We start from the raw sequence: 23,132 nt of genomic DNA on the forward strand, positions 1-23,132 counted from the left end.
CTTTAAAAAGGGCATGAAGCAATAAAAAGCGAATGTATTTAATAAATAAATTACGATAGGATGTGAAACAAAACATGACTATTCTGCACGACCCTTGGTTTACTGTTAAACAAATTGCCCAAAATACATATGCAATTAGTGAATATGGAGATTGGGAGAAAGTACATTCAATTTTAACTACAAAAAAGGTGTTTCCGTATAAGAAAACACCTTTTACTTTTTATATATTCTATTTAAAGTCTCAACTAAAACCTTACTTGCTTGTACAAATGTATGCTTTCGGTTTCTATCTTCAACAAATGTATTAGCACAACTCCCCATAATCATCATACAACTAATTATGACTAACACTATCTTTCTATTCTTGTAAGTCACTTCATGCCACTCCACTATTACAAAACTTCTTTTGAATGTATCCCATCAAGAAATTTTACATGAATAATAAAACGTGTGAATATGCAATTATGCATATTCACACGTTTTATTACAATGTTATGATTTAATTTAGTTAAAGTACACGTATACCGAGGTGACTAACTTGAAATTTAAAGCGAAAAAAAATCCATTTCACGTCATTTTTATTACATTATTTATCATGATTTTTTTCATTTCACTATTTTTCCAAAATGAAAATTCTATTTTTTTCACCCTCATGATGCTGCTAAATATCGTGAATCTTTCTTCATTCTATTTCTCTCACTACAACGTAACAGAATCATCTCTTTTCGTAAAACATGGTTTCATACTACGTACTGAAATTCCCTTTGAAGATATTCGCCACATTAAATACTCTGGTAAAAAACTTCATTCAAAGAAATGGACTAGACAGCAATTAGAAATCCATTATAATTTATTCGACTCTGTGACAACTTTCGTACCACAAGAAGAAGAAAAATTCATTGCACTTTTAAAAGAAAACTGCCCACATATGAAAATATTGAATATGTCTGCTAACAAATAATATATTTTGGCATTTACAGTAATAAAAAAACCAAGATTCTAAACAAAGAATCTTGGCGTTTTTATTACTCTTTCGGAGCAATCATTTTTTTCGGATCGACAATTTCATCAAATTGTGCTTCTGTTAGTAATCCAGATTGCAATGCTGCTTCTTTTAAAGTTAACCCTTCTTTATGAGCATGCTTCGCAATTTTCGCTGCATTTTCATATCCGATATGCGGATTTAATGCTGTAACAAGCATTAATGAACGATTCACATTCTCTTTAATGACTTCTTCATCTGCTTCAATACCAACTGCACAATTATCATTAAATGAAACAATTGCATCTGCTAATAAGTGAGCAGATTGTAAGAAGTTATATGCAATAACAGGTTTAAATACATTTAACTCAAAATTGCCTTGGCTCGCTGCAAATCCGATTGTTGCGTCATTTCCCATCACTTGTGCTACAACCATCGTTAACGCTTCACTTTGCGTTGGATTTACTTTACCTGGCATAATAGAGCTTCCTGGCTCATTTGCTGGAATAATAATTTCTCCTAGCCCACTACGTGGACCACTTGCCAGCCAGCGCACATCGTTAGCGATTTTCATTAAATCCGCTGCTAATGCTTTTAATGCCCCATGCGTATATACAACTTCATCATGACTCGTTAATGCATGGAATTTATTTGGTGCAGAAATAAATTGCTTACCTGTAAATTGGCTAATTTCCTCAGATACCATCTCACCAAATTTAGGATGGGCGTTTATACCTGTTCCAACTGCAGTACCACCAATCGCAAGCTCTTTCATATATGTATTGCTCTCTGCAATCATACGCTCTGTTTTTTCAAGCATACGGTGCCATCCACTAATTTCTTGTCCTAATGTTAACGGTGTCGCATCTTGTAAATGTGTACGACCAATTTTTATAATATGTTCAAATGCTTTTACTTTTTCTGCTAACGTTTCTTTTAATTTCGTAATTGCTGGTAACACGTGATTTTCTACTGCGAGTACACATGCTACATGAAGCGCAGTTGGGAAAGTATCATTTGAACTTTGAGACATGTTCACATCATCATTCGGATGAATATGTACGTCAGATCCTTTCTCTTTCAAAATTTGATTCCCTCGGTTTGCAATTACTTCATTCACATTCATGTTTGACTGAGTACCACTACCTGTTTGCCATACGACAAGTGGAAAATGTTCATTCCATTTCCCTGCTATCACTTCGTCAGCTGCTGTCACAATTGCTTCTGCTTTTTCTTCTGATAGCTTTCCTAATTTTTTATTAGTAAGTGCTGCACTCTTCTTTAAAATGGCAAATGCTTTTACAATTTCAAGCGGCATTTGCTCTGTTCCAATCGGGAAGTTTTCTTTACTACGTTGTGTTTGTGCTGCCCATAATTTATCAGCTGGAACTTTAATTTCTCCTAATGTATCTCTTTCAATTCTGTACTCCATGTTTTCATCCCCTTGAAAATATAATACCTACATTTCTTATAATAACAGACTTCCCTTTAAATGATAAGAATTCTCACTCATATAAATAGATATTTTATATTTATTTTAAAAACTCCTCTTGACCTAAACTTAAGTTTAGGTTGTATTCTTTCCTTTGTAACCTACTATAACAATACTGGAGGAATTCAATATGAAAAAGTATGTTTTCATATTAAAAAATCACCTTCTACAACACGTAGAAGGTGATTTTTTATTTATGACGCTTCTTTTCCTTTTTCAGCATCATCTACATACCAAATGAACTTGCCTGTATATCCGTAAATAACTGCTAAAATTAACGATACGAAGCTTAACCACATAAATGGAATGTATGATATCGTCGCAACACCTAAAATACCAGCCATAAAAATACCGTTATCCGACCATGGAACCATACCTGAAGTTAATGTTCCACCTACTTCTGAGTTACGCGCTAATACGCGGCGGTCGATTTTTAGTTTATCATAACTTTCTTGCATAATTTTCGGTGTTAAAATAAGTGATACGTACATCGCACATCCAAATATGTTCGCTAAAAATGCAACGATTAATGTAGATAATGTTACATTACCAGCAGAATTTAATTTCTTTTCGAATTTTGATACGATTACTTTTAAAACACCTAATTTTTCAAGTAATCCACCAAACCCTAAACCGAAAATAATTACGGCTACTGAACCGAGCATACCGTTAATTCCGCCACGGTTTAATAACTTATCGACAAACTCAACGCCTGATTGAATTGAGAATCCGTTATATGCTGTTCCAATTGCGTCTCCAAAGTGCATTCCTTGGAAAACAGTTGCCCAAATTGCGCCAAGTAAAGCTCCCATTGCAATTGTAGGCATAGAAGGCTTCTTCATTGCTAATAGGACAATGACAATAATCGCCGGAACTAACATCCATATTTTAATATCAAAGTGTTTTAATAATGATTCCTTTAAAAATTCTACTCGATTTAAATCTACGTTATCTCCGCCATACATCCAACCAGCTACAGTAAACATAATGCTAGTAATAATATACGCTGGAACGTCTAATACAAGCATAGCTCGTACGTGTGCAATAACATCTACTTTTGCCATAGATGCTGCAAGTACTGTACTATCAGAAAGTGGCGATAATTTATCCCCGAAATAAGCACCTGAAAGAACTGCACCAGCAACAAGTGGTAATGGTAACCCAAGACCTTCACCAATCGCCATCATAGCAATACCTGCTGTTCCTACCGTTCCCCAAGATGTTCCTGTTGCGATAGAAGTGATCGAACAAATAATTAATGTTGCTAATAGGAATATACTAGGGTGAATAAATTCTAATCCATAATAAATTAATGTTGGTACTATCCCACCAGCAATCCATGTTCCAATTAAAGCACCTACTGCAACTAAAATGAGTATTGCTTCTAATCCGTTAGAAATCCCTTTCGTAATTGCATCTTGCAATTCTTGATAACGAAATCCTAATCTTAATCCAAGCGCAATTACTAAAAACCATGAAATAAATAGCGCTAATTGAATTGGGAGATCAAAAATCGTTTGGAAGGAAAAGACAACAGCAAGAAATAATAATAAAAGAACTATGATTTCTAGCATCGATGGTAATCTTACACTTTTCATTTTTTTCTCTCCTTACAAGTCGATAACATGACGTGTGTCGTCTTACATGTATGTAATATACAATTAGCGAAGACAAAACAAAATTTTCATATTATTTCGATTTATTTTTCCAGTATAATATATTGGACACCTTTTCTATTGTAAAAGTAGATGCTACTTTTCGCAATGGAAAATATAAAAAATGTTACATTTTTTATATTTAACAATCAAAGAGTAACTTTTTTAATATTTGCCAACATAAAACTTTTTACTATTATCCTCACCGCTTAAAGGAATATCATTATTCCCCACACAAAAAAGCACGCATCATTCAAATGATGCATGCTCCACTTTTATTTATACATATTTTGTATTTCTTCTTTATTTTTAAGTATTTCCACAAACTTATCGCTACAACCTTTCGGAAATAATACGCCGAGTCCATATGAATGCTGGAACTGAAAATGAGGGTGCTTTGCTGTGACTTCATCCCAAAACTTATACACGCCGAAGTTTCGATCTTTCACCTCAATATCATGAAATAACACAATACCGTTATTCGCAAGTTTCGGTAACCATGTTTTATAATCATGAGAAACTGCTTCATACGTATGATAGCCATCAATATGCAACAAATTTATCGTTCCATCTTGAAATTGATCAATAGCCTCATCAAAAGTAGATTTAATTAAATTACCTATATTGGGATAGCTCATTTTCACCACTTTATCTACAATTTGGAAAACACCTTCTCCATATGGACCTGTATGCCCGTCTCCTGTCCAAGTATCTACAGCATAACATTTTGTATCTAATCCCCCATCCTTTACCCCTTGACAAAAACTGAAAAAAGAAGCGCCTAAATGTGTACCTAGCTCAACTAATATTTCTGGTTTTTCAAATCTTACTAAATCGTATGCGAACTCCAAATGCCCAAGCCACGCAGTATTCGCACGAATAAATGGACTAAAATTATCAAATTCAAATGTTGGTTTATGAGTAACCCAGTTCATCGCGTATCTCCTTCTACACATATTTTTAACAAACCAAATTACTCTTATCTTTATTTTTTTATCCGCTTGATTATGATTTAATTTTATAATTTTCTCTCACTTTATTTAACCTGCTCGCTTGTATCGTAAATATAACTAGAACTATTCAATTCTCCACCATACAACACAGAAATTTCAGTTTATTTTTTATTCATTTCGTGATATATTGCATATTGTATATAATATATTTCCTGAAAGGAGGACTCTATACATGATGGATCCAAATCGTTTAAAAGGAATCATTATGGTTGTCATCGGTGCTTGTTTATGGGGCTTGTCCGGAACAGCTGCACAACAACTTTTTCAATATGACAATATTTCTACTGAATGGTTAGTTACAATTCGATTGCTTATATCGGGCGTTATCTTACTCATTATTTCATCATTCGGAACGAGAAAAAAAGAAATATTCAGCATATGGAAACAAAGATCTGATGCTACTAAAATGATATTGTTTGGCCTATTCGGTATGCTTGCTGTACAATACACGTACTTCGCTTCTATTAAAGAAGGAAATGCTGCCGTTGCAACATTATTGCAATATTTAGCTCCTATATTTATTACTGTATACTTACTTTTCAAATGGAACGTTCGTCCATCAAAAATTGATTTTATTTCAATTACCCTTTCATTAGTAGGTACTTTCCTCTTACTAACAAACGGGTCTGTGCATAACTTAGCTGTTTCTACACCAGCTATTATTTGGGGGATTTTATCTGGATTATCTCTCGCTTTTTATAGTTTATATTCAAAGGGATTACTAGATAGATGGTCTTCCTCTGTTATCGTTGGATGGGGCATGATTATTGGGGGTATTGGTGTAACGATTGTACACTTTATTTCTACGAAAGAATTTATTTTATTATCAACTGTGAAATATGTAAAAATAAGTACTCTACCGCTCATCACATTTGTCGTCATTTTTGGGACACTTATTGCCTTTTATTTATACTTAGACAGCATACGATACTTAACCCCGAAAGAAACGACATTATTCGGTTGTACAGAACCACTCGCAGCTATTATTTCTTCTGTACTTATATTACATGTACCATTTCAATCTTTTCAGTTATTAGGGGCCCTTTGTGTCATTGTAATGGTGCTTATCTTAAGCCAAAAACCGGATGAAGGGAAACCCGAATTAAAGCTTGTTCATGAGAAAAAGGAAAATATACAATGAAAGGATTGAATTCACTATGCCTATCCCTCAAAATAATAAAAAACTAGGAAGAGTTTCAGCAAAATCACTCGTTTTAAATCAACTACAAGATTGGATTATTGAAGGTGTACTGAAGCCCAATGAAAAAATTAATGATGGGGAACTGGCTGAAGCACTAGGAGTAAGCAGAACACCTGTAAGAGAAGCGCTTCAAATATTAGAGCTTTCTGGATTAGTGGAAATGGTACCTGGACAAAAAACAAAAATTGCTCCTATTCAGTTAGACGACATTCCGATCATTTATGAAACGATGGCTGGTCTTCACTCTATTATAGGAAAACAAGCACTTCAAAACATTACAGACGCTGATCTGAAGCTACTTTCTAAAATAAATGATGACTTTCAGTACTCTATAGAGAAAGAAAACACAAAACAAGCTTTACAACTAGATATACAATTTCACAATACCATTTCTTCTATTGCTAAAAATCAATATATTGAACCCTTTCTAGAAAATATGCAACTTCACGTCTTACGCCTTGAATATTTGTTTTTCCAAAACTTTGTTCCAGCAAGTCAATCTATTGATGAACATCACGCTATCATTCAAGCACTGCAGAAGCAGGATGAAAAACAAATGGAACAAATGATGACTCAAAACTGGCTCCGTCCAATGAAAGAAATACAAAAAATAATTTCTACGAAATAGAAAGAGAGCTGGCTACATAAAATCGTAACCAGCTCTCTTTTTACTAATATATATAGTTATGCCTGAATATTTGCATAATCTTCCATATCTTCGTATTCTTTTTCCAATTCCTCTAAAGACAGCTCGTATAATTGTCGATCGCGAATTTTAAACACACCTGCTCCAATTAACTCATCAATTAAATGCCTCTTACGATTTTCAACAGCAAAACGGAGTTGACTACTCATCTTTTAAAAAAACTCCTTTCTACGATTATTAAAAATGATAATCCTTATCAATTACCACTTTTGATTATAAAAGATGACTCTTTATAAGTAAAGTAATTTCATGAAATATTTACCTTACAAAGTATTTGTGGCCACATTATATATATGTATGCCGCGCGAAAAATGTTATGACACTTTTTCTTATCCTTTTTCTTTCATACTTTGCAAGTTGTCTCACTATGATGAAATTCACCATCTATTTCTACTTGAATGGTGACATGTTCTACATGAAACTTCTCTTTTAATACTTCCGTAGCCTCTTTTAATACACTTTGTGTTTCATTTCCTTGAATAATCAAGTGGCAAGTTAATACTTGAAAATCCGATGTGACAGACCATATGTGCAAATCATGAACTTCTTTTACAATCGTAATATTTAACAATGTACTTTTTACCTCTTCAACATTTATGTTCTGCGGTGCACCTTCCATTAATATATGGACCGTATCACGTGTTACACGCCATCCACTAATAATGACTAAAATAGACACAAGAATACTAGCAATCGCATCTGCAGCAGTCCATCCGAAAAATTTAATAAGTAACGCAGCAATTATCGCTCCGACTGATCCTAATAAATCGCCTAATACGTGTAAGAAAGCACTTCTTAAATTTAAATTACCCTTCACATCTCCGCCTCTCATTAATATCCCAGCTGATAAAATATTAATAAGCAGACCAAGTACAGCAATAATAAGCATCCCATTACTAGCAATCTCAACTGGCTCTTTAAAACGGCGAATTGCTTCAATAAAAATGTATATTGAAATGACAATAAGGACGACACCGTTACATAATGCCGCTAACATCTCGACTCGCTTATATCCATATGTTTTCGCAGTTGTTGCTGTTTTTTCTCCGAGTTTAAACGCAAGTAAACTTAAAGCTAAAGATACTGCATCACTTAGCATATGCCCCGCGTCAGATAGTAGTGCTAAGCTATTTGTTACAAATCCCCCAATAACTTCAGCAATCATAAAACTTGTTGTTAGTAAAAATGCAAGTAATAACGCTTTCTTATTATTAGAATTACCATGATTATGTGAATGCCCCATACTAATGCTCCTTTAAGGATAATATCTGTACATTAGTATGAAACAAACTCCCCATCTTTATCCCGCTTCCTCTGTATAAACACTTCGCTACATTTCAAACAAGTCCTTTTTCTCAACAAAAAATAAGACTACTTCTTTTTCAGCTTCATATTGTTTACTAATGAAAGAATTTTTAAGGAGGTTACGAAAATGAAACGTTTATTTCTCTGTATGGAACGTGAACTTATCGTTGTAAAAGAACACTATGGTAACTATGAAACCGCATATCACTTACAAAATATGCAACCTACCTGTATCGCTGTTGATCCATTTCAAAAAAATCGTGTATATTGCGGCACTTTTGGACGAGGTCTCTGGTTAAGTGACGATAGCGGAGATTCATGGAGACCAATTGGAGATTCTTATCGTTACTTTGATTTTCCAAAAGAAGATGGTATTTTACATTCTTCGATCACTTCCATTACGATAAGCCCGAATGAACAAGTTAACGGATATGGCGTCGTTTATGTCGGCACAGAACCGAGTGCTTTATTCCGTTCAGAAAATGGTGGTGAAACATGGACGGAACTGAAAAATATGAAATCATTATTATCTTCTTATACGTGGGCTTTCCCGCCTAGACCTTTTACTCATCACGTACGCTGGATTACGGTTGATCCAAACAATCCAAATACAATCCACGTTTCAATTGAAGCTGGTGCTGTTATTCAAAGTAACGATAAAGGCCATACATGGATTGATAAAAAATTCGGTGCTCCTATCGATGCTCATCAATTACTTATGCACCCTGAAGCCCCAAATCGTCTTTATGCATCATGTGGTGACGGATTTATGGGCGGACCTGATCGTGCATACCTTGAAAGTTATAACAGTGGAAACAGCTGGATTTCATGTAGTGACGGACTTGAGCATCATTACTTATATAGCATGGCTATCGATCCAGCTGATTGTAATACAATTCTCGTTTCTGCCGCACCGAGTGCAGATCTCGCTCATCACCGTATTCCTTATGAATCTTATATTTATCGTAAAACGAAAGACACTCCGTTCCAGCAAGTACAGCAAGGACTACCATCTGCAATCGGTACAGTCATTTCGATGTTTGCGACAAACGAAGCCGAACCACATACATTTTACACTTTAAATAACAATGGCGTGTTTCAATCCAATGATAGCGGCGAATCGTGGGAACAACTAAATATTCCTTGGAAAGAGGAATATAAAACGCAGCATCCGCATGCACTACTTGTTACTACTCCTTAACGAAAAAAAGACTGCCTAATAGTTTTAGGCAGTCTCTCTTTTATTTCTTTAAATCAATAACGATATCATCTAACACAAAATCTTTCTTTTTCGCTTCTTTTTTCGGTACTTCTATTTTCTTCTCTTTCCCATTCACATACTCCACTCCACCATGATTTTCAGGTGTATGAACTCGCAAGTGCACGTGAGGTGTAACGATAAGCTTTGTTGCATTTTCATTTAACTTTTGGAATGTAGAACTCCAACTACTTTTGTGCGGTTCTGCTACTGTACTAGTTCCGCCATTTCCTTCACCAGCATATTTATTTCCTAAATCATCTTTTATTTCTAATTCTACATCAGCGCTATCCCATATACTTCTTAATACTTTAGATTCTTCCTGATTGAAAAAAACGATAAATGACATCGGAGTTACTTCCATTTTGTCTATATTTACTTTTATTAATTCATTTTCAGAAACCCCATTAACCTTTACTTCTTTACCCTCCATTGCTTTTAAACTAAGTGCGAAGTTCCAATTCCCCTTAATTGAATTACCTTTATAATCCAACTTAATCTCTTCCATATTCCACCAAACATTTGCAACATCTAACCTTTTACTACTATTACCACTCATTGTAGTCATACCTACGTACTTTTTCTCTCCAACTTTTGTTACTTGAGAGCTTCCTCCCCCTCCATTAAACCCCATCACCTGCGGATATCCAAATATATTTGGCTTCTCACCTAAATCTTTATCACTCTCAATAGAGTATGTGATTGTAATTGTTCTACCATCGAATACAGCATCATTAATTGTAACCTTAACCCCATTACTCTCTCTCGTCATATTCAACTCAGTCGAAAACTCTTTATAATTTTCATATAACCCCGTTCTACCATTATCTAAAAATCGGAATATGTCCCCTACTATTGGTAATCCCCCAGCGTATGTAGGAAATCCGATGCCAAGCATGGCAACCGATACGCCGACTAAAATAGATGCAGCAGCGACACCTTTTTTCCAACTTCTCATCTTTTTCTTCGTATGAATAGATTGTTTTACATTACGCTTCACTTTTTCTTTTTCAATTTCAGAAGCCTCAATTTCCTTAAGTTCTTTTTCATCTATATCAATATCATTTAATAGTTCATAAATGTCTTTCATATGGCACTACCTCCAAAACTAATTTTCGTAGCATTTTGTTGTAGTTTCTTTTTTCCACGATACACACGATTATCTATCGCTGCCCGAGTTAACCCTAACTTGTCTCCTATTTCTTCTGTCTTCATACCAAGAAGATATTTCATAATGAACACCTTTTGATCTAACGGTTCTAATTGATTAATAAGCTTCAATAACTCTTCCCTATCTTCCATAACAATTAATTCATCTTCTGCTGACTTTTCCGTACTAATATGAAACTCATCCGAAATAATCTCTACTTTTTTAGTTGCCTTCCGGTAATAATCAATCGCCTTAAATTTCGCAATTGCCGCAATCCATTTTTTAAAATCATTTGGTTCTCCATGAAATTTATTTGCGTTATTCCATATGGAAAGAAATATATCGTTTACACATTCCTCTATGAGTCCATCATTTTGAACCGGAAGAAGAAATTTGTGGGTTATTCCTTTTATGAGCGGTAAGTATGTATCGACAACAAATTCTAGCGCATCTTCTTTTTGTCGCTGTAATCTTTTTATATAATTTTTCTCATTTGATTTCATGTAGCGATTCCCCTTATTTTTTTGTAAAAGCTTTTACACCCTATATAACGTCTAAAAAAATATTTTCTCTCATATTTTTATTATTTTTTATATGTAATGGAATACTTTCCCTTAGCCATTGTCTCACGTAACTATGCGTTCAAAGAAAATTTTCTCAAGTCTGCAATTTGATTCATGTAGTACACTATTTATATAGTCATTCTTTAACTTGGTGTACATTTTATTTCGTTAACCTACTATTTAAAATTAGGAGATGAGATGTGTATGTGTGGAATTACAGGTTGGGTAAATTGGACTAAGGATCTTTCTAATGAACATGTTATTTTAAAAAAGATGGCAAATCGTATTCAGCATCGTGGTCCGGATGCTGAAGGATTTTGGTTTTCACCTCGCGCGGCCTTTGCACACCGGCGTTTAATTGTAATTGATCCAGAAGGCGGAACACAACCGAAGACATTTCGTGCTGGTGATTATACGTATGCTCTTACTTATAATGGAGAAATTTATAATTTCCGTGAGCTGAGAGAACAACTTAGGAAATGTGGTCATACATTTGAAACGCATTCAGATACAGAAGTGTTACTACATGCTTATTTAGAATGGAAAGAAGACTGCGTACAACATTTAAACGGCATTTTCGCTTTCGCCTTATGGGATGATCAGAAGCAACAACTGTTTTTAGCACGTGATCATTTAGGCGTAAAACCACTCTTTTATATAGAAAGAAATGACAGTATTATTTTCGGATCTGAAATTAAAGCATTATTAGCTCATCCATCTGTCCCTGCTGAAATTGATACGGATGGCATAAATGAAATATTTGGATTAGGGTTATTTCGAACTCCAGGATGTGGCGTCTTTAAACATATTCAAGAAGTGCGTGCTGGACATTCTATAACGTTTACACGTGATAAAAAAGTAGTTACGAAGTATTGGAATTTAGAAAGTAAGGTCCATACAGATTCTATAGAAGATACATCATCACATATTTTATCTATTTTACAAGATACAGTAAAAAGACAATTAATTGCCGATGTTCCTCTCGTTTGCATGTTATCAGGAGGATTAGATTCTAGCGGTATTACTGCACTAGCAGGAAAAGAATTTGCTGCTGAAAATAAAACACTTCATACGTATTCCGTTGACTTTGTAAATAGCGCAAAAGATTTCGAGCTGACATTTGCTCGCACTGGTTTAGACGCTCCTTGGGTAAAACGCGTTTCTGAACATGTAGGGACATCTCATCATGATATTATTGTGAATGCTGAAGAATTAGCTAATCACTTATTCGTTCCCCTCCGTGCAAAAGATTTACCGAGTGCTGGTGAAATGGAAACTTCACTATATTTACTATTTTGCGAAATGAAAAAAGATGCGACCGTAGCTTTATCCGGAGAATCTGCTGATGAAGTATTCGGTGGATATCCTTGGTTTCATCAAGAAGAATTACTATATGTAGATAAATTTCCTTGGCTAACAAATTGGAAAAATACATCTCCTCTTCTACTACATGAAGTAAGTAACCAATGTAATCTAGAAAACTATATTGATACACGATTCCAAGAAGCGATACTTGAAGTACCTACTCTTGAAGGTGAAAGTAAAAAATCCGCGAAACAACGTCAAATGTTTTATTTATTTTTAACGAGATTTCTTCCGTTCTTACTTGACCGTAAAGACCGTATGAGTATGGCTGTAGGATTTGAAGTTCGTGTACCGTTTTGCGATTATCGATTAGTTGAATATTTATGGAACGTTCCTTTCAACATAAAAAGCATTGATAATATTGAAAAAGGCATTTTACGTAGAGCACTGAAACCTGCTTTACCTGACGATGTACGCAATAGAAGAAAAAGTGCGTATCCAACTTCACAAGACCCACATTATTTACAAAAAATTCGTTATTTATCCCTCGACATGTGCAGTAATAAAAACAATCCTATTTTCTCACTTATTAATCATTCCACATTACTTGCTATTGCCGATCAGAGTAATAAAGAAATTAACAATTTCGAAGCAAGAAGCGCTATGGAATACATGCTACAAGTAAATGAATGGTTAAAAACGTATCACATCCATATTGCTTAACAAAAAGGAGTTCAAGAATAAAAACCTTGAACTCCTTTTATATTAATTAGCACATCGTTTATTTTCAGTGTCAATGGACCATCCAATAATTGTGGCACAATCTCTACCTTTCCACTGCAATACATTTGTTAATACTGGCTCAATCTGTAAGCAACTTCCGTCGTGTAATATTTCTATTAAAGATTGGTCATCATCAAATCTTCGTTTATCACACTCTAAAATACCGTCCGTTGCCATTACGATGTGATTCATTCCTTTTTCTAATCCTCTTACACCTGACGTAAAGCAAGGTGTATTTGCTGCAAAAATATTTTTCCTACCGATATATTCGTAATTCTTCCGTTTATTTAATCGCCCTTTCCCATTCTTCGTTTTCTCAGAATGGAATAAATATGCGAAACAATTACCAACTGATAACCAATATAAAAATTCGCCTTTTCGCAAACATATTAAACATGCGAGTTCCTCATCATCTTGATCACATTTTTCAATAAACAGCTCATCTGTAAATAAAGCTAACAAATACATATGTGTATGATGAAAAGCTAAATGTATCGGGTAGGAAAATAACTCTTTTAGTTTCTCTTTTCTTTCCGAAATTGCTTCTACTATATAATCTATATTTTTTGTTTTGTGATGTGTATCAAAAATCATAACAAATTCAAATTGTAATTCAGGATCCCACCAAGCAAGCACCGCATCTCCTCGTTCATATGCATCACTCTCTTGATTTCCCCCATATACGCCGACTGAAAGAGGACCACATTTTTCAACATGTATTTCATCTACATACATCTGTTCATGACTCATCCATTTGAATGTATTCACAGCTATCATCCTCTCTCTTGCTAAATGTATACCTTTACACATAGATTACCTTATATTTCAATAAAAATAAACTTTTTCAACATTTTTTATCCAAATAAAAGGATTTTATTTCTACACTAACGAATATATCTTAATATACGATATAAAAACAGGAGGATTTATTATTATGAAAGACATCAATCAGCATTGGGAGAACATTTATTATCACTTACGATATGAATATGAAGACAATCTTTCTCACCAAGCTATTCGTATTTTACAAATCGTTTCTCGTGAGAAAGAAATAACAATTGGAAAAGTCGCTACTGAGCTTACTCTCTCTCATAACACAGCTTCTGAACACGTAAAGCGCCTTATTCAAAAAGGCTATATCATGAAAGAAAGAAACAAACAAGATGAAAGAGTTGTGAACCTTACTTTAACGAAAGAAGGCATTGAAGTATTAGAAAAGCATACTTTACTAGATAAAGAAAAGATAAAAATATTAGAATCGCAGTTATCGAAAGAAGAACAACAATTAATTGAAAAAGCTTTTTCATTATTAGCGAAGGAGGCAAAGTATGCATTTCCTCGTTAAAGTAATCGTTTCGGCACTTATTATCGGTGTTATTACTGAAGTAGCTAAACATTATAGTACGATTGGCGGGTTTATCGCTGCCCTTCCTCTCGTTAGTTTACTGAGCCTGTTTTGGATTTCTTTCGAAGGCGGGAACAAACAAGAATTAAGTCAATTTGCTTTAGGTGTATTATATGGATTTCCTGCATCCGCACTACTATTATTTATCGTTTATATCGGTTTAAAAAACTCATTTGCACTTAGTACATCTGTCCTATTCGGTATAGGTGTCTGGTGTATTGTTTTCGCTTGTCAAAAATTACTTCAATCTTAGTTAGGAGGGTTTACTATTTATAAATTTGTAGAGGTATTGGGGCAAACTATAGAAGTATATATGAAAGGAAGTAGTAAACAAACTGTAGTCATTCAAACCGGAATGACTTGCTCATTTTATGATTGGCTTCCTATTATAGAAAAGCTTTCACAGCACTTTACAGTCGTTTCCTACCATCGCCCAGGTTACGGAAAAAGTGAACTAGGGAATTATTCACGTACTACGTTACAAGTAACAAAAGAACTTCATTTGTTGCTACAAAAATTGGATATTCACGAGCCAATCATTCTAATCGGTCATTCCTATGGAGGTTTATGTGCACAACATTTTGCGATGTTACATGAAGATAAGTTGCAAGCACTTATTTTAGTTGATTCTACATCCATGAACTTACACCGATTAGATGAACTTCATTTACCAATTTCTGATGAGACTGATTCGGATGATATGTGGCTTCAAAAATATAATACATACTCTAAAATGGATGTAGACATGCTTTCTAATGAACTAAAGCCAATACTCGCTAATCAATCAAGACAGTACATTGAATTTTCTACCTCTCCTACATTATATAAAGCGACAGCTTCTGAACTATCTACGTGGAAAAATTGTGCTCGCTCAATAAAAGAACTCTATAAAACATTAGAAGTACCTTTAATCGTTATCGGTAGAGACCCTCAATATTCTATTACTCAGTTGACTGAGGGCGGCATGCAAAAAGAGGAAGCGACACAACTTGAAGCAATGTGGCAAGAACTGATTCATGAACAATTACAACTCTCAATAAACAGCCAATATATACTTGCTGAACATGCTGGTCACGGAATAGAAAATGATCGACCAGATATTATTATTGAGGCTGTTCAATCTGTACGAATAAAAAAAGGAAGCAACTAAAGTTGCTTCCTTACTTATCTATTCATAATCTTCTTCATCATCGATTTCTTCGTAATACGCATTCCCATTACTTACATATATAGGACCATTCGCAACGTCAATACGTAATACCCATGCCCATGGCACAGCTAAACGCTTATGTATTGCTCGCCAAAAGCTCATTGATTTTCTTTCGTACTCCTGGAACTCCTGAAGTAACTCTTTGTAGGAGGAACCGTCTAACTGAATATTTGTTTCTAACAAACGAGAATGGGCATAGTACTGCAGCTCTAGCTCAGCAGCAATTTCCATTTCTTCTTCCGTTGCCATACCTATAATTGTTCCATCTGCTGGTGCAATTTCATATACGTTGTGAACTTCAATAAGCCCTTCTTTCTCTTTCTCAAACATGTAAACAGCCTCCTTTAACATATATTTTTTATGTTACAAAGTCATACTTCTACAATAACATCTCTCTTTCCTCTTTTTTTGATAAACTTTTACAAATTATTTATCTGATGACCCGTATTCTCTATCCTTTCGGCAGAAACTAAATCTTCATTATGAAAATTCAACTTAAATATATCAGGCATACGAATTGTTTTCCAAAATCGAAAATCATATTTTGAATCAAAATAATTCATGAGTAATACCATAATATTCCCATGAGTTCCTATTACAATATTCTTATCTTTATATTTTTTTAATATATTTTGCATACATATTACAGCACGCCTTTGCGCTACATCATTCGATTCTCCGCCTTCGTGTGCAAAATCCCAATCTTCCCACACCTTTTGGACTGCATCATTAAAATCTGTTACTGACTCTGAACTTAATAACCTTTCTCGTAAATCTTCTTCTATTTGTATCGATACATCATATGTATTCGCAATTCCTTGTACAGTTTGAATTGCTCTTTTGTACGGGCTAGAAATCACTACATCAATATGTCTATCTTTTAATAAGTGTGTTACATTCTCTGCATCCAATTGTCCTTTTTCAGATAAAGGTCGCTCCCGTTCTTCTTTTGTATAGGTAGAATGGGCATGGCGAACGAAATATATTGTTGTCATTTATTCATCTCCTCGTATGATTAAGTTAGGTTTTTAGGGACGGGATGTACCTATAAACCCAAGGGTATCTATTTTTATGAGATACTAATATTTGTAGATAGAGTGTTGCCGACCATCTCCCTGAATCTTTGTATTCGTAAAAAAGAGCGGTACCTCTGTCTAATAAGTAGTTTACGAATGAGTTGGATGTTGATGACCATTGGTCATTCTTCGTATCTCTTACGAGGTAGTAGCGCTTATTAGTTCAGGGGAGGAAAGCACTATCTAACACTAATTAATATAGGGGTGTAAGCTATGTTCTATTTAGGTATTGATATCGCTAAACATAAACATTATGCGTCCATTATCGATCAAGCGGGAAAACCTATTACTAAGCCATTTCCTTTTCAGAATCACAAAGAAGGTGGACAAACCCTTTTAAATCAGATCTACCAATACATTGAGTCTCCTACAGAAATACTGATTGGAATGGAAGCCACCGGACATTATTGGTTAGCTGTTTATTCTTTTCTACTGGATCATGGATTTTCAGTCATTGTATTAAACCCCATTCAAACCAATGCCTGGCGAAAAGGAACAGAAATTAGAAAGCGAAAAACAGACGCCATTGATGCCACTATGATTGCCGATATCATTCGATTCGGCCGTTTTGTTGAAACCCCACTTGTGGACGAAAAAATGTTCGCTCTAAAACAAATGAGCCGCTTTCGTAATGCGCTTGTAAGTAATATGAGTGATTTAAAACGAAAAGCTCTTGTCGTATTAGATCAGACTTTCCCAGAGTACCAAAGCATCTTTTCGGATGTTTTTGGTAAAACTTCTTCGCAAATCTTACTTGAATATGCCTCTCCTAGTGACTATGAACAGATATCTATTGATGATTTAACACAAATAATTGAGCAAACCAGTCGTAACCGACTAGGAAAGAAAACAGCTAACAAGCTAATGGAATTAGCCTCTAATTCGTTTGGTGTTACCTTCTGTAAAAACGCTTTTTCCTTCCAACTAAAAATGTTGATGGAGCAAATTCGTTTTATCGAAGATCAAATCAAAGAATGTGAAGACGAAATGTCACAACTTTTAATTGATTTAGATACTCCTATCATGACAGTACCTGGCGTTGGACCAATTTTAGGTGCCACTATACTAAGTGAAATTGGGGATATACACCGCTTTGATAAACCATCTAAACTTGTCGCTTACGCAGGCATTGATGCCTCTGTGTCCCAATCTGGACAATTTGAATCATCAGGTATGTCTATATCTAAGCGTGGCTCTTCTCATTTACGTAGAGCCTTATTCCAAGCCGCTATTACAGCCCATAAACATGACCCTGTCTTGAAAGCTTTTTATGAGAAGAAACGAAAACAAGGAAAGCACTACTATGTTTGTATAGGAGCTGTAGCTAGAAAGTTGTGCTACATTATCTATGCCATCCTAAAAAACAATAAACCGTATGAAATCCCTCAATATTCAAAAGAAGTTTGATACTTTTATTTTTTTTAACATCTCTTAGGGTTATTTGGTGCACCCTTTTTTAAGTTTCCTATTTATAAAATTCCTCTTGACTTCTCATAGTTGGTCTTTTTCCGTTTCTACCCAAATTCAATACATTATCATCAAATCCCTTTACCTTTATAATAAGTGCTGTCAATTTTAAATGTTGATTTTCATATTAATAAAAGGGAAACACCCCATATGGTGTTTCCCTCATTTAAAATAGACTACATTCAATTAAATACTTTATCGATTTTATTTCGATCGTAGTCTAATATCCAATCATTATATGTATGATACATATCCCTAATTGTATTAGGAGAGGTAGCTAATACATCACAACCTCTATCATCATAAATGTGAAATATAGTATTCTTGTTAACATTTATGAAATACACCCTATGAAAAATACTCGGTTTGATTCCCATATCTTGATTACAAATTGCTTTTAGCATAGGAATGTATTTCAAGTCTGAAACTTTACATTTCAAAGTAAATCTATGTGTTTTATACAATCCATCTTCATCATCTTCTGGAAAAACATAAGGGATTGTATTTTTCTGTAACTTAAACAAATCAGACTTCTCTTTTACATACCTAGAAAAGATATTCAATTTGTGTTTGAAAGTTTCACCGTCTGCATAGTCATTTACATCCACTACAATATACATATCATCTGTTTTGGAATGTAAAAACTGAAATAAAGTAATGGCTCTATTATAAACGCCTTCTAAATATGGGCAGTTTTCATAAATATTAGTGCAATCATAGTTCACACCTAATTTAAAGCGAATACCCATATCCCCATTATAAAATAGAGGTGGTCTAAGTTCTAAATTTGGAAACGTTGCAAGCATATACTCCTTCAACCTCATCTCAACACCTACCTTTAACAGCATCTTGTTTACATAATAAAATTATTCTATTATAATTTATTTCTAAACTCCTCACTTGTTATAATATCTCGAATAAAATAGTCTACATTATTTCTCAACTTTTGATATGCAATTTGATCTTCTATACCGTTAAACATAATGACAGCTTCTACTTTATTCCCTTTCTTATCTGTAGTATACAAGCTTTTTGTCAATACGAATGCGGTAGAACCACCTTTTTGACCAGCATATTCGAACTTACTATTTTTAACTGTTCCTTTAAAAATGTTCTCGATCTCTTCTTGCATTGATTTTGGAAAATAATTTCTACTATTTATCTTTTCCATTATACTCATATAATCTTTAGCGTTCGCACCCACTAATCGATCTGACCAAATTCGCTGAAATTCCATATCTACTTTTAATGGAATATCCCGCTTTTTCCATTCTTTCTCATCTTTCATCCATTCCTGTATTTGTAACACATGTTTATTATATTCATCTTTTGACATGTCACGTAACGTTTTTAATGACTGATTTTCTGGCATATGAAGTTCTTTTTCTACGTATCCTCTCATATATAGTGCAGCGGTATAAGAAGTGAACTTATCATGACTAGTAAGCTCTAACTCTTTTATACTTTCATTTACTCTTTCTATTCCAAGCTTTTCTAACAAATATGTTGTATTTGCATTAGAACTATAATGAATCATTCCTTTAGCGACTTCTTCTAAAGCGATTTGTCCATTTTTCACTAATTCTCTCGCTTTGGCATCTTCTAACCAGTTAGGATGTGCTCCACCATCAGTATCTTTAACGTAATATTTTTCTAGCTCGTGCAATGAAATTTGTTCATCACGACTTATTTTTCCTTCTGACACTTGCTTAGCAAATTCAACTGCTATTACGATTTTTGCCATACTCGCTAATGGCAATTTTTTATTTTCATTTATAGAAGTTAATACTTCTCCATTTCTTTTAATAAGTAATGAACATGTTTCATCTTCTTTATGTTCTTTTATGTACTTTAATACGTAATCAGGATCTTCTTTTGACAAATAGTAATTCATAATAACGAAGAAAGCTATAACAGCTACTATAATGACTCCTACAATTATTCCTATAACCTTTAATATGTTCACAATATCCCCCCTCTAATACATTCCCTTCTATCTCATAATTATAACGAATTAAATTACAAAATTATACAAATAGAGTAACTCTTCCTAAAAAGAAAGAGTTACTCTATTTCACATGATGTTATTTGTCCATTTAACGTAACGACTATATTTGATTCGTCACTTTTTTTCACACTATTTATTCGATTTGAGTTAGTAGGACTAATTACAACTGATTCCTTAATTGGCGAAAGGTCCTTCTCTAATTTTTCTGCACTTACACCATATGCAGCTTGAAATACTTCTGGCGGTGTTAATCTAAGTATGTCTGATCCTTCTGCTGTTTCAAACTGATCGTTATTAAAGAACAAATGTAATTGCACTTCTTCTGTTACCGCTGTGATCCAATGCCACCATCCCATTGGAATAAAGACAGTTTGCCCCGCTTTCACATGATAATTTTGCAATTGATTCGTTTCGGGATTTAAGATGGATGTAACTGCTTCTCCTGATACTACAACATCCAATTCCCACGCATTCGGATGCCAATGTGGTTCTCGCATGTGCCCTTTTGTCATAAATAAATCAACAAACGCTCCACCTATCATTGCTGGTAACTGCGTGGACGTAACTTCATATGCAACGTTTTTCTCATCCCTTTTAAAAAAGACATTTTTTCTCGAATCAAAGAAAAGGTTTGGAGTTCCTGAGCTTTTCTTTAAATTTTTATTATCTGGAACATAGCCTGAACTACTCATTTTATCCCTCTTTTCCACTCCGAACATTTCTACTTTCACACTGTATCGTATGGAAAAAATGTATGAATGTGCCTAATCATTCACATAACAAAAAAACATGCCTTCATAAGGAGAGCATGTTTTGTGATATCCTGCACATTGTTTAGTTAAAAAATAAATGTTTACTTACCATGATGTAACATTAAATCACTAAGTTCTTCTTCAATGTGATTTAATTTCGCAACGCCTTCTTTCCATTTATGAATATAACGTGAAACCCCAACGAAAAATAAAACGATAATTGTGGAAAGAATAATACCATACACGATTGTTACAGTACTCATAGTTACACTTCCTTATAATTAGTAATGTGGTTATTAGTTATATTTTTATTATAAACCTTTTTCTTTTAAAATACTTCGATTTCAACTTTTTGTAACAAAATTGATTTTTCTAACATTTCGTTCATAAAAATGGCATATTTTTCACAAATTATACAAAACTTCACCTTATGTACTATTACCATATGAGTTATATTATTTAATAGGAAAAAGGGGATGATATAGTATGACGACTTGGTTTATTGTTATGTTAGTTGTATTTGGGGCATTTAAAATTATCGTTTCGAGCCTTCCTAACACTGTTATTGAATCCATTATTAGCAAGTACGAAACACATCCACAGCTTGAAGAAGAGAATGCGACTGTTACAATCAATGGAAATAACGTAGAAGGCGAACAAAAATCCAAAATTATTCATGATTTTAACGAAGGTTTATTTTTAGATCGCTATTATGCACCGCCACATAATGAGGGTACTCCTTTAATTATTCATGCAAAACGTGGCAAAAAAGATTTTACATTTTATATTTATAGTCATGAAGAGCATGTTGATGTTGTAAAACAATATAAAAAGAAGGTAGTTGCTTATAGTTTACGCTCTAAAAATCTTCAAAATAGTGATATGTTCGTGTCAGCTGATTTAGCTTAATACTCATATATAAAAAGGAATCCATGGCATCTGGATTCCTTTTTACTATTCACTGAAAAATAAGCTCTGTTTTCAAACTATCTTTCGGTAACAACCATCCTTTTTGGTCTAAACTCTTCATTAATAATTCTCTTTGTTCTTTTGCAATACTTTCCTCATTTGTTTTAAAAGACACTTCTATTACGAAATCATCTTCTATTTTCCCTGTATTACTTAGTGGCCAAACTTCAATATTCGTTTTACTATTTTTAAACTCCCCTGTATACCTTTTCATTAATACCGGACCGTAAATACGGGAATCCCTTAACATCTCTTCTCCCCAATTCGTATACAACCATTTGTTCATTTTCCCCGGTAACTTTTCTACTAACATGTTTTGAGCAGCTTTTTCGTTTGGTAAATCAAGTACTCCATATCCTTTTGCACTGTAACTTTTCTTATTTGAAATACTTAACGTTTTCTTTTCAAATCCCCAGTCTATTTCCGCCTCATAACTATCCGTATTACTATCGAATCCTTCTTTTTTAGCTACTTCTAGTGCATCTTGAATTACACCATTTGGAATAGGATATCTTTTTTTATATGTTAGCTCAAAATCTTTACTAAATTCTTTCTTTCTTTCGTATTCTGGCAAACCAGCCTTCATTACTTAAATTTTTATTTGCAGTATCTAAAAACTGTACTTGTATTCTTTCATAATTTGTACCAGCCTGGAAATGCTCTAGTACATCTTGCTTCATCTCTTTGTTAGGACCTAGTACTTGTTCTGGCTTTAATAATAACTTCACTTCAAAACTAGGTGTCATTGGACTAGCGGCAAATCCTTCCTTAACGTTATAAAGGAAACAACAAAAGAAAATACTTACGAATACAAATACGCTTTTCATATACC

General features: G+C 34.0%; 26 protein-coding genes and 1 pseudogene. 11 read left to right on the forward strand and 16 right to left on the reverse strand.

The annotated features are described in order from the left end of the window. Positions 1-74 precede the first annotated feature (74 nt). Together QCI47_RS19235 and QCI47_RS19240 are read left to right on the forward strand one after the other, a co-directional pair. Positions 75-308, forward strand: coding sequence for a hypothetical protein (locus tag QCI47_RS19235; protein WP_002193851.1), 234 nt, complete (start codon positions 75-77; stop codon positions 306-308). A 230-nt stretch (positions 309-538) separates the two neighbouring features. Further along, positions 539-961: a PH domain-containing protein gene (locus QCI47_RS19240; RefSeq protein WP_000669080.1), complete on the forward strand. Its 423-nt coding sequence runs from the start codon at positions 539-541 to the stop codon at positions 959-961. Between the two features lie 64 nt (positions 962-1,025). On the opposite strand, the gene fumC is transcribed toward QCI47_RS19240, so the two are convergent. The 3 genes from fumC to QCI47_RS19255 all read right to left on the reverse strand — a co-directional run bounded on the left by fumC (position 1,026) and on the right by QCI47_RS19255 (position 5,064). Further along, positions 1,026-2,414, reverse strand: a complete 1,389-nt coding sequence (gene fumC, locus QCI47_RS19245) for a class II fumarate hydratase (protein WP_000456630.1) — start codon at positions 2,412-2,414, stop codon at positions 1,026-1,028. Between the two features lie 254 nt (positions 2,415-2,668). After that, positions 2,669-4,072 (reverse strand): Na+/H+ antiporter NhaC, encoded by a 1,404-nt coding sequence (nhaC, locus tag QCI47_RS19250; RefSeq protein ID WP_000843974.1) that lies wholly within the window; start codon positions 4,070-4,072, stop codon positions 2,669-2,671. Between the two features lie 332 nt (positions 4,073-4,404). Further along, a complete protein-coding gene (locus QCI47_RS19255) occupies positions 4,405-5,064 on the reverse strand; it encodes a class I SAM-dependent methyltransferase (RefSeq protein ID WP_309422639.1) in 660 nt (219 codons plus the stop codon). A 253-nt stretch (positions 5,065-5,317) separates the two neighbouring features. Between QCI47_RS19255 and QCI47_RS19260 the strand changes: the two genes are divergently transcribed. Continuing rightward, complete coding sequence (locus QCI47_RS19260; protein ID WP_309422708.1) at positions 5,318-6,283, forward strand: DMT family transporter; 966 nt, start codon at positions 5,318-5,320, stop codon at positions 6,281-6,283. Positions 6,284-6,299: 16 nt separating this feature from the next. Next, positions 6,300-6,971 (forward strand): GntR family transcriptional regulator, encoded by a 672-nt coding sequence (locus QCI47_RS19265; protein WP_076868802.1) that lies wholly within the window; start codon positions 6,300-6,302, stop codon positions 6,969-6,971. A 56-nt stretch (positions 6,972-7,027) separates the two neighbouring features. Here the strand turns inward: QCI47_RS19265 and fbpA are convergent, their stop codons facing one another. Next, positions 7,028-7,198: a Fur-regulated basic protein FbpA gene (gene fbpA, locus QCI47_RS19270; protein ID WP_000098302.1), complete on the reverse strand. Its 171-nt coding sequence runs from the start codon at positions 7,196-7,198 to the stop codon at positions 7,028-7,030. Positions 7,199-7,392: 194 nt separating this feature from the next. Next, the gene (locus QCI47_RS19275) at positions 7,393-8,292 is read right to left on the reverse strand and encodes a cation diffusion facilitator family transporter (protein WP_000510073.1); all 900 of its coding nucleotides are present in this window, start codon (positions 8,290-8,292) and stop codon (positions 7,393-7,395) included. 189 nt (positions 8,293-8,481) lie between these two features. Between QCI47_RS19275 and QCI47_RS19280 the strand changes: the two genes are divergently transcribed. Then, positions 8,482-9,555, forward strand: coding sequence for a WD40/YVTN/BNR-like repeat-containing protein (locus QCI47_RS19280; protein ID WP_076868795.1), 1,074 nt, complete (start codon positions 8,482-8,484; stop codon positions 9,553-9,555). Positions 9,556-9,595: 40 nt separating this feature from the next. On the opposite strand, the gene QCI47_RS19285 is transcribed toward QCI47_RS19280, so the two are convergent. Next, entirely contained in the window at positions 9,596-10,702 is a 1,107-nt protein-coding gene (locus QCI47_RS19285; RefSeq protein WP_309422638.1) for a DUF4179 domain-containing protein, read from the reverse strand. After that, positions 10,699-11,265 carry a sigma-70 family RNA polymerase sigma factor gene (locus QCI47_RS19290; protein ID WP_076868797.1) on the reverse strand — a complete coding sequence of 189 codons (567 nt, stop codon included), beginning with the start codon at positions 11,263-11,265 and terminating at the stop codon, positions 10,699-10,701. Before QCI47_RS19290 ends, QCI47_RS19285 begins: the two co-directional genes overlap by 4 nt. Positions 11,266-11,529: 264 nt before the next feature. Here QCI47_RS19290 and asnB point away from each other — a divergent pair, with 264 nt between their 5' ends. After that, on the forward strand, positions 11,530-13,353 hold the full coding sequence (gene asnB / locus QCI47_RS19295) for an asparagine synthase (glutamine-hydrolyzing) (RefSeq protein WP_076868798.1): 1,824 nt from the start codon (positions 11,530-11,532) through the stop codon (positions 13,351-13,353). Positions 13,354-13,395: 42 nt separating this feature from the next. Here asnB and QCI47_RS19300 read toward each other — a convergent pair whose 3' ends face one another. Further along, entirely contained in the window at positions 13,396-14,223 is an 828-nt protein-coding gene (locus tag QCI47_RS19300; RefSeq protein ID WP_002163702.1) for a PP2C family serine/threonine-protein phosphatase, read from the reverse strand. 124 nt (positions 14,224-14,347) lie between these two features. Here QCI47_RS19300 and QCI47_RS19305 point away from each other — a divergent pair, with 124 nt between their 5' ends. The 3 genes from QCI47_RS19305 to QCI47_RS19315 are packed head-to-tail and all read left to right on the forward strand — an operon-like array spanning position 14,348 to position 15,968. Further along, complete coding sequence (locus QCI47_RS19305) at positions 14,348-14,758, forward strand: MarR family winged helix-turn-helix transcriptional regulator (protein WP_000651919.1); 411 nt, start codon at positions 14,348-14,350, stop codon at positions 14,756-14,758. Continuing rightward, positions 14,742-15,071, forward strand: a complete 330-nt coding sequence (locus QCI47_RS19310) for a DUF3147 family protein (RefSeq protein WP_000545637.1) — start codon at positions 14,742-14,744, stop codon at positions 15,069-15,071. The genes QCI47_RS19305 and QCI47_RS19310 overlap by 17 nt, the downstream gene beginning before the upstream one ends. A gap of 60 nt (positions 15,072-15,131) precedes the next feature. Further along, the gene (locus QCI47_RS19315) at positions 15,132-15,968 is read left to right on the forward strand and encodes an alpha/beta hydrolase (RefSeq protein ID WP_376746376.1); all 837 of its coding nucleotides are present in this window, start codon (positions 15,132-15,134) and stop codon (positions 15,966-15,968) included. An 18-nt stretch (positions 15,969-15,986) separates the two neighbouring features. On the opposite strand, the gene QCI47_RS19320 is transcribed toward QCI47_RS19315, so the two are convergent. Beyond that, positions 15,987-16,358 carry a hypothetical protein gene (locus QCI47_RS19320; RefSeq protein WP_000461770.1) on the reverse strand — a complete coding sequence of 124 codons (372 nt, stop codon included), beginning with the start codon at positions 16,356-16,358 and terminating at the stop codon, positions 15,987-15,989. An 89-nt stretch (positions 16,359-16,447) separates the two neighbouring features. Further along, entirely contained in the window at positions 16,448-17,023 is a 576-nt protein-coding gene (locus tag QCI47_RS19325; protein ID WP_000208295.1) for a histidine phosphatase family protein, read from the reverse strand. A gap of 294 nt (positions 17,024-17,317) precedes the next feature. Here QCI47_RS19325 and QCI47_RS19330 point away from each other — a divergent pair, with 294 nt between their 5' ends. Continuing rightward, a complete protein-coding gene (locus QCI47_RS19330; protein WP_049106919.1) occupies positions 17,318-18,511 on the forward strand; it encodes an IS110 family RNA-guided transposase in 1,194 nt (397 codons plus the stop codon). Positions 18,512-18,753: 242 nt separating this feature from the next. Here the strand turns inward: QCI47_RS19330 and QCI47_RS19335 are convergent, their stop codons facing one another. The 5 genes from QCI47_RS19335 to QCI47_RS19355 all read right to left on the reverse strand — a co-directional run bounded on the left by QCI47_RS19335 (position 18,754) and on the right by QCI47_RS19355 (position 21,776). Then, complete coding sequence (locus QCI47_RS19335; RefSeq protein ID WP_061131103.1) at positions 18,754-19,395, reverse strand: DUF3885 domain-containing protein; 642 nt, start codon at positions 19,393-19,395, stop codon at positions 18,754-18,756. Positions 19,396-19,445: 50 nt separating this feature from the next. After that, positions 19,446-20,537 (reverse strand): serine hydrolase, encoded by a 1,092-nt coding sequence (locus tag QCI47_RS19340; protein WP_220778773.1) that lies wholly within the window; start codon positions 20,535-20,537, stop codon positions 19,446-19,448. Positions 20,538-20,635: 98 nt separating this feature from the next. Beyond that, on the reverse strand, positions 20,636-21,271 hold the full coding sequence (locus QCI47_RS19345; RefSeq protein WP_098671773.1) for a cupin domain-containing protein: 636 nt from the start codon (positions 21,269-21,271) through the stop codon (positions 20,636-20,638). A 161-nt stretch (positions 21,272-21,432) separates the two neighbouring features. Continuing rightward, complete coding sequence (locus tag QCI47_RS19350) at positions 21,433-21,594, reverse strand: hypothetical protein (protein WP_000109006.1); 162 nt, start codon at positions 21,592-21,594, stop codon at positions 21,433-21,435. 65 nt (positions 21,595-21,659) lie between these two features. Then, entirely contained in the window at positions 21,660-21,776 is a 117-nt protein-coding gene (locus tag QCI47_RS19355; protein ID WP_001994830.1) for a hypothetical protein, read from the reverse strand. A gap of 41 nt (positions 21,777-21,817) precedes the next feature. Between QCI47_RS19355 and QCI47_RS19360 the strand changes: the two genes are divergently transcribed. Next, positions 21,818-22,240 carry a YfmQ family protein gene (locus QCI47_RS19360; RefSeq protein WP_001989725.1) on the forward strand — a complete coding sequence of 141 codons (423 nt, stop codon included), beginning with the start codon at positions 21,818-21,820 and terminating at the stop codon, positions 22,238-22,240. Positions 22,241-22,289: 49 nt separating this feature from the next. Here the strand turns inward: QCI47_RS19360 and QCI47_RS19365 are convergent. Next, positions 22,290-23,127, reverse strand: a pseudogene (locus tag QCI47_RS19365) (hypothetical protein). Positions 23,128-23,132 lie beyond the last annotated feature (5 nt).

This window comes from Bacillus cereus group sp. RP29 (assembly GCF_040459765.1).
Taxonomy (GTDB): Bacteria; Bacillota; Bacilli; order Bacillales; family Bacillaceae_G; genus Bacillus_A; species Bacillus_A paranthracis.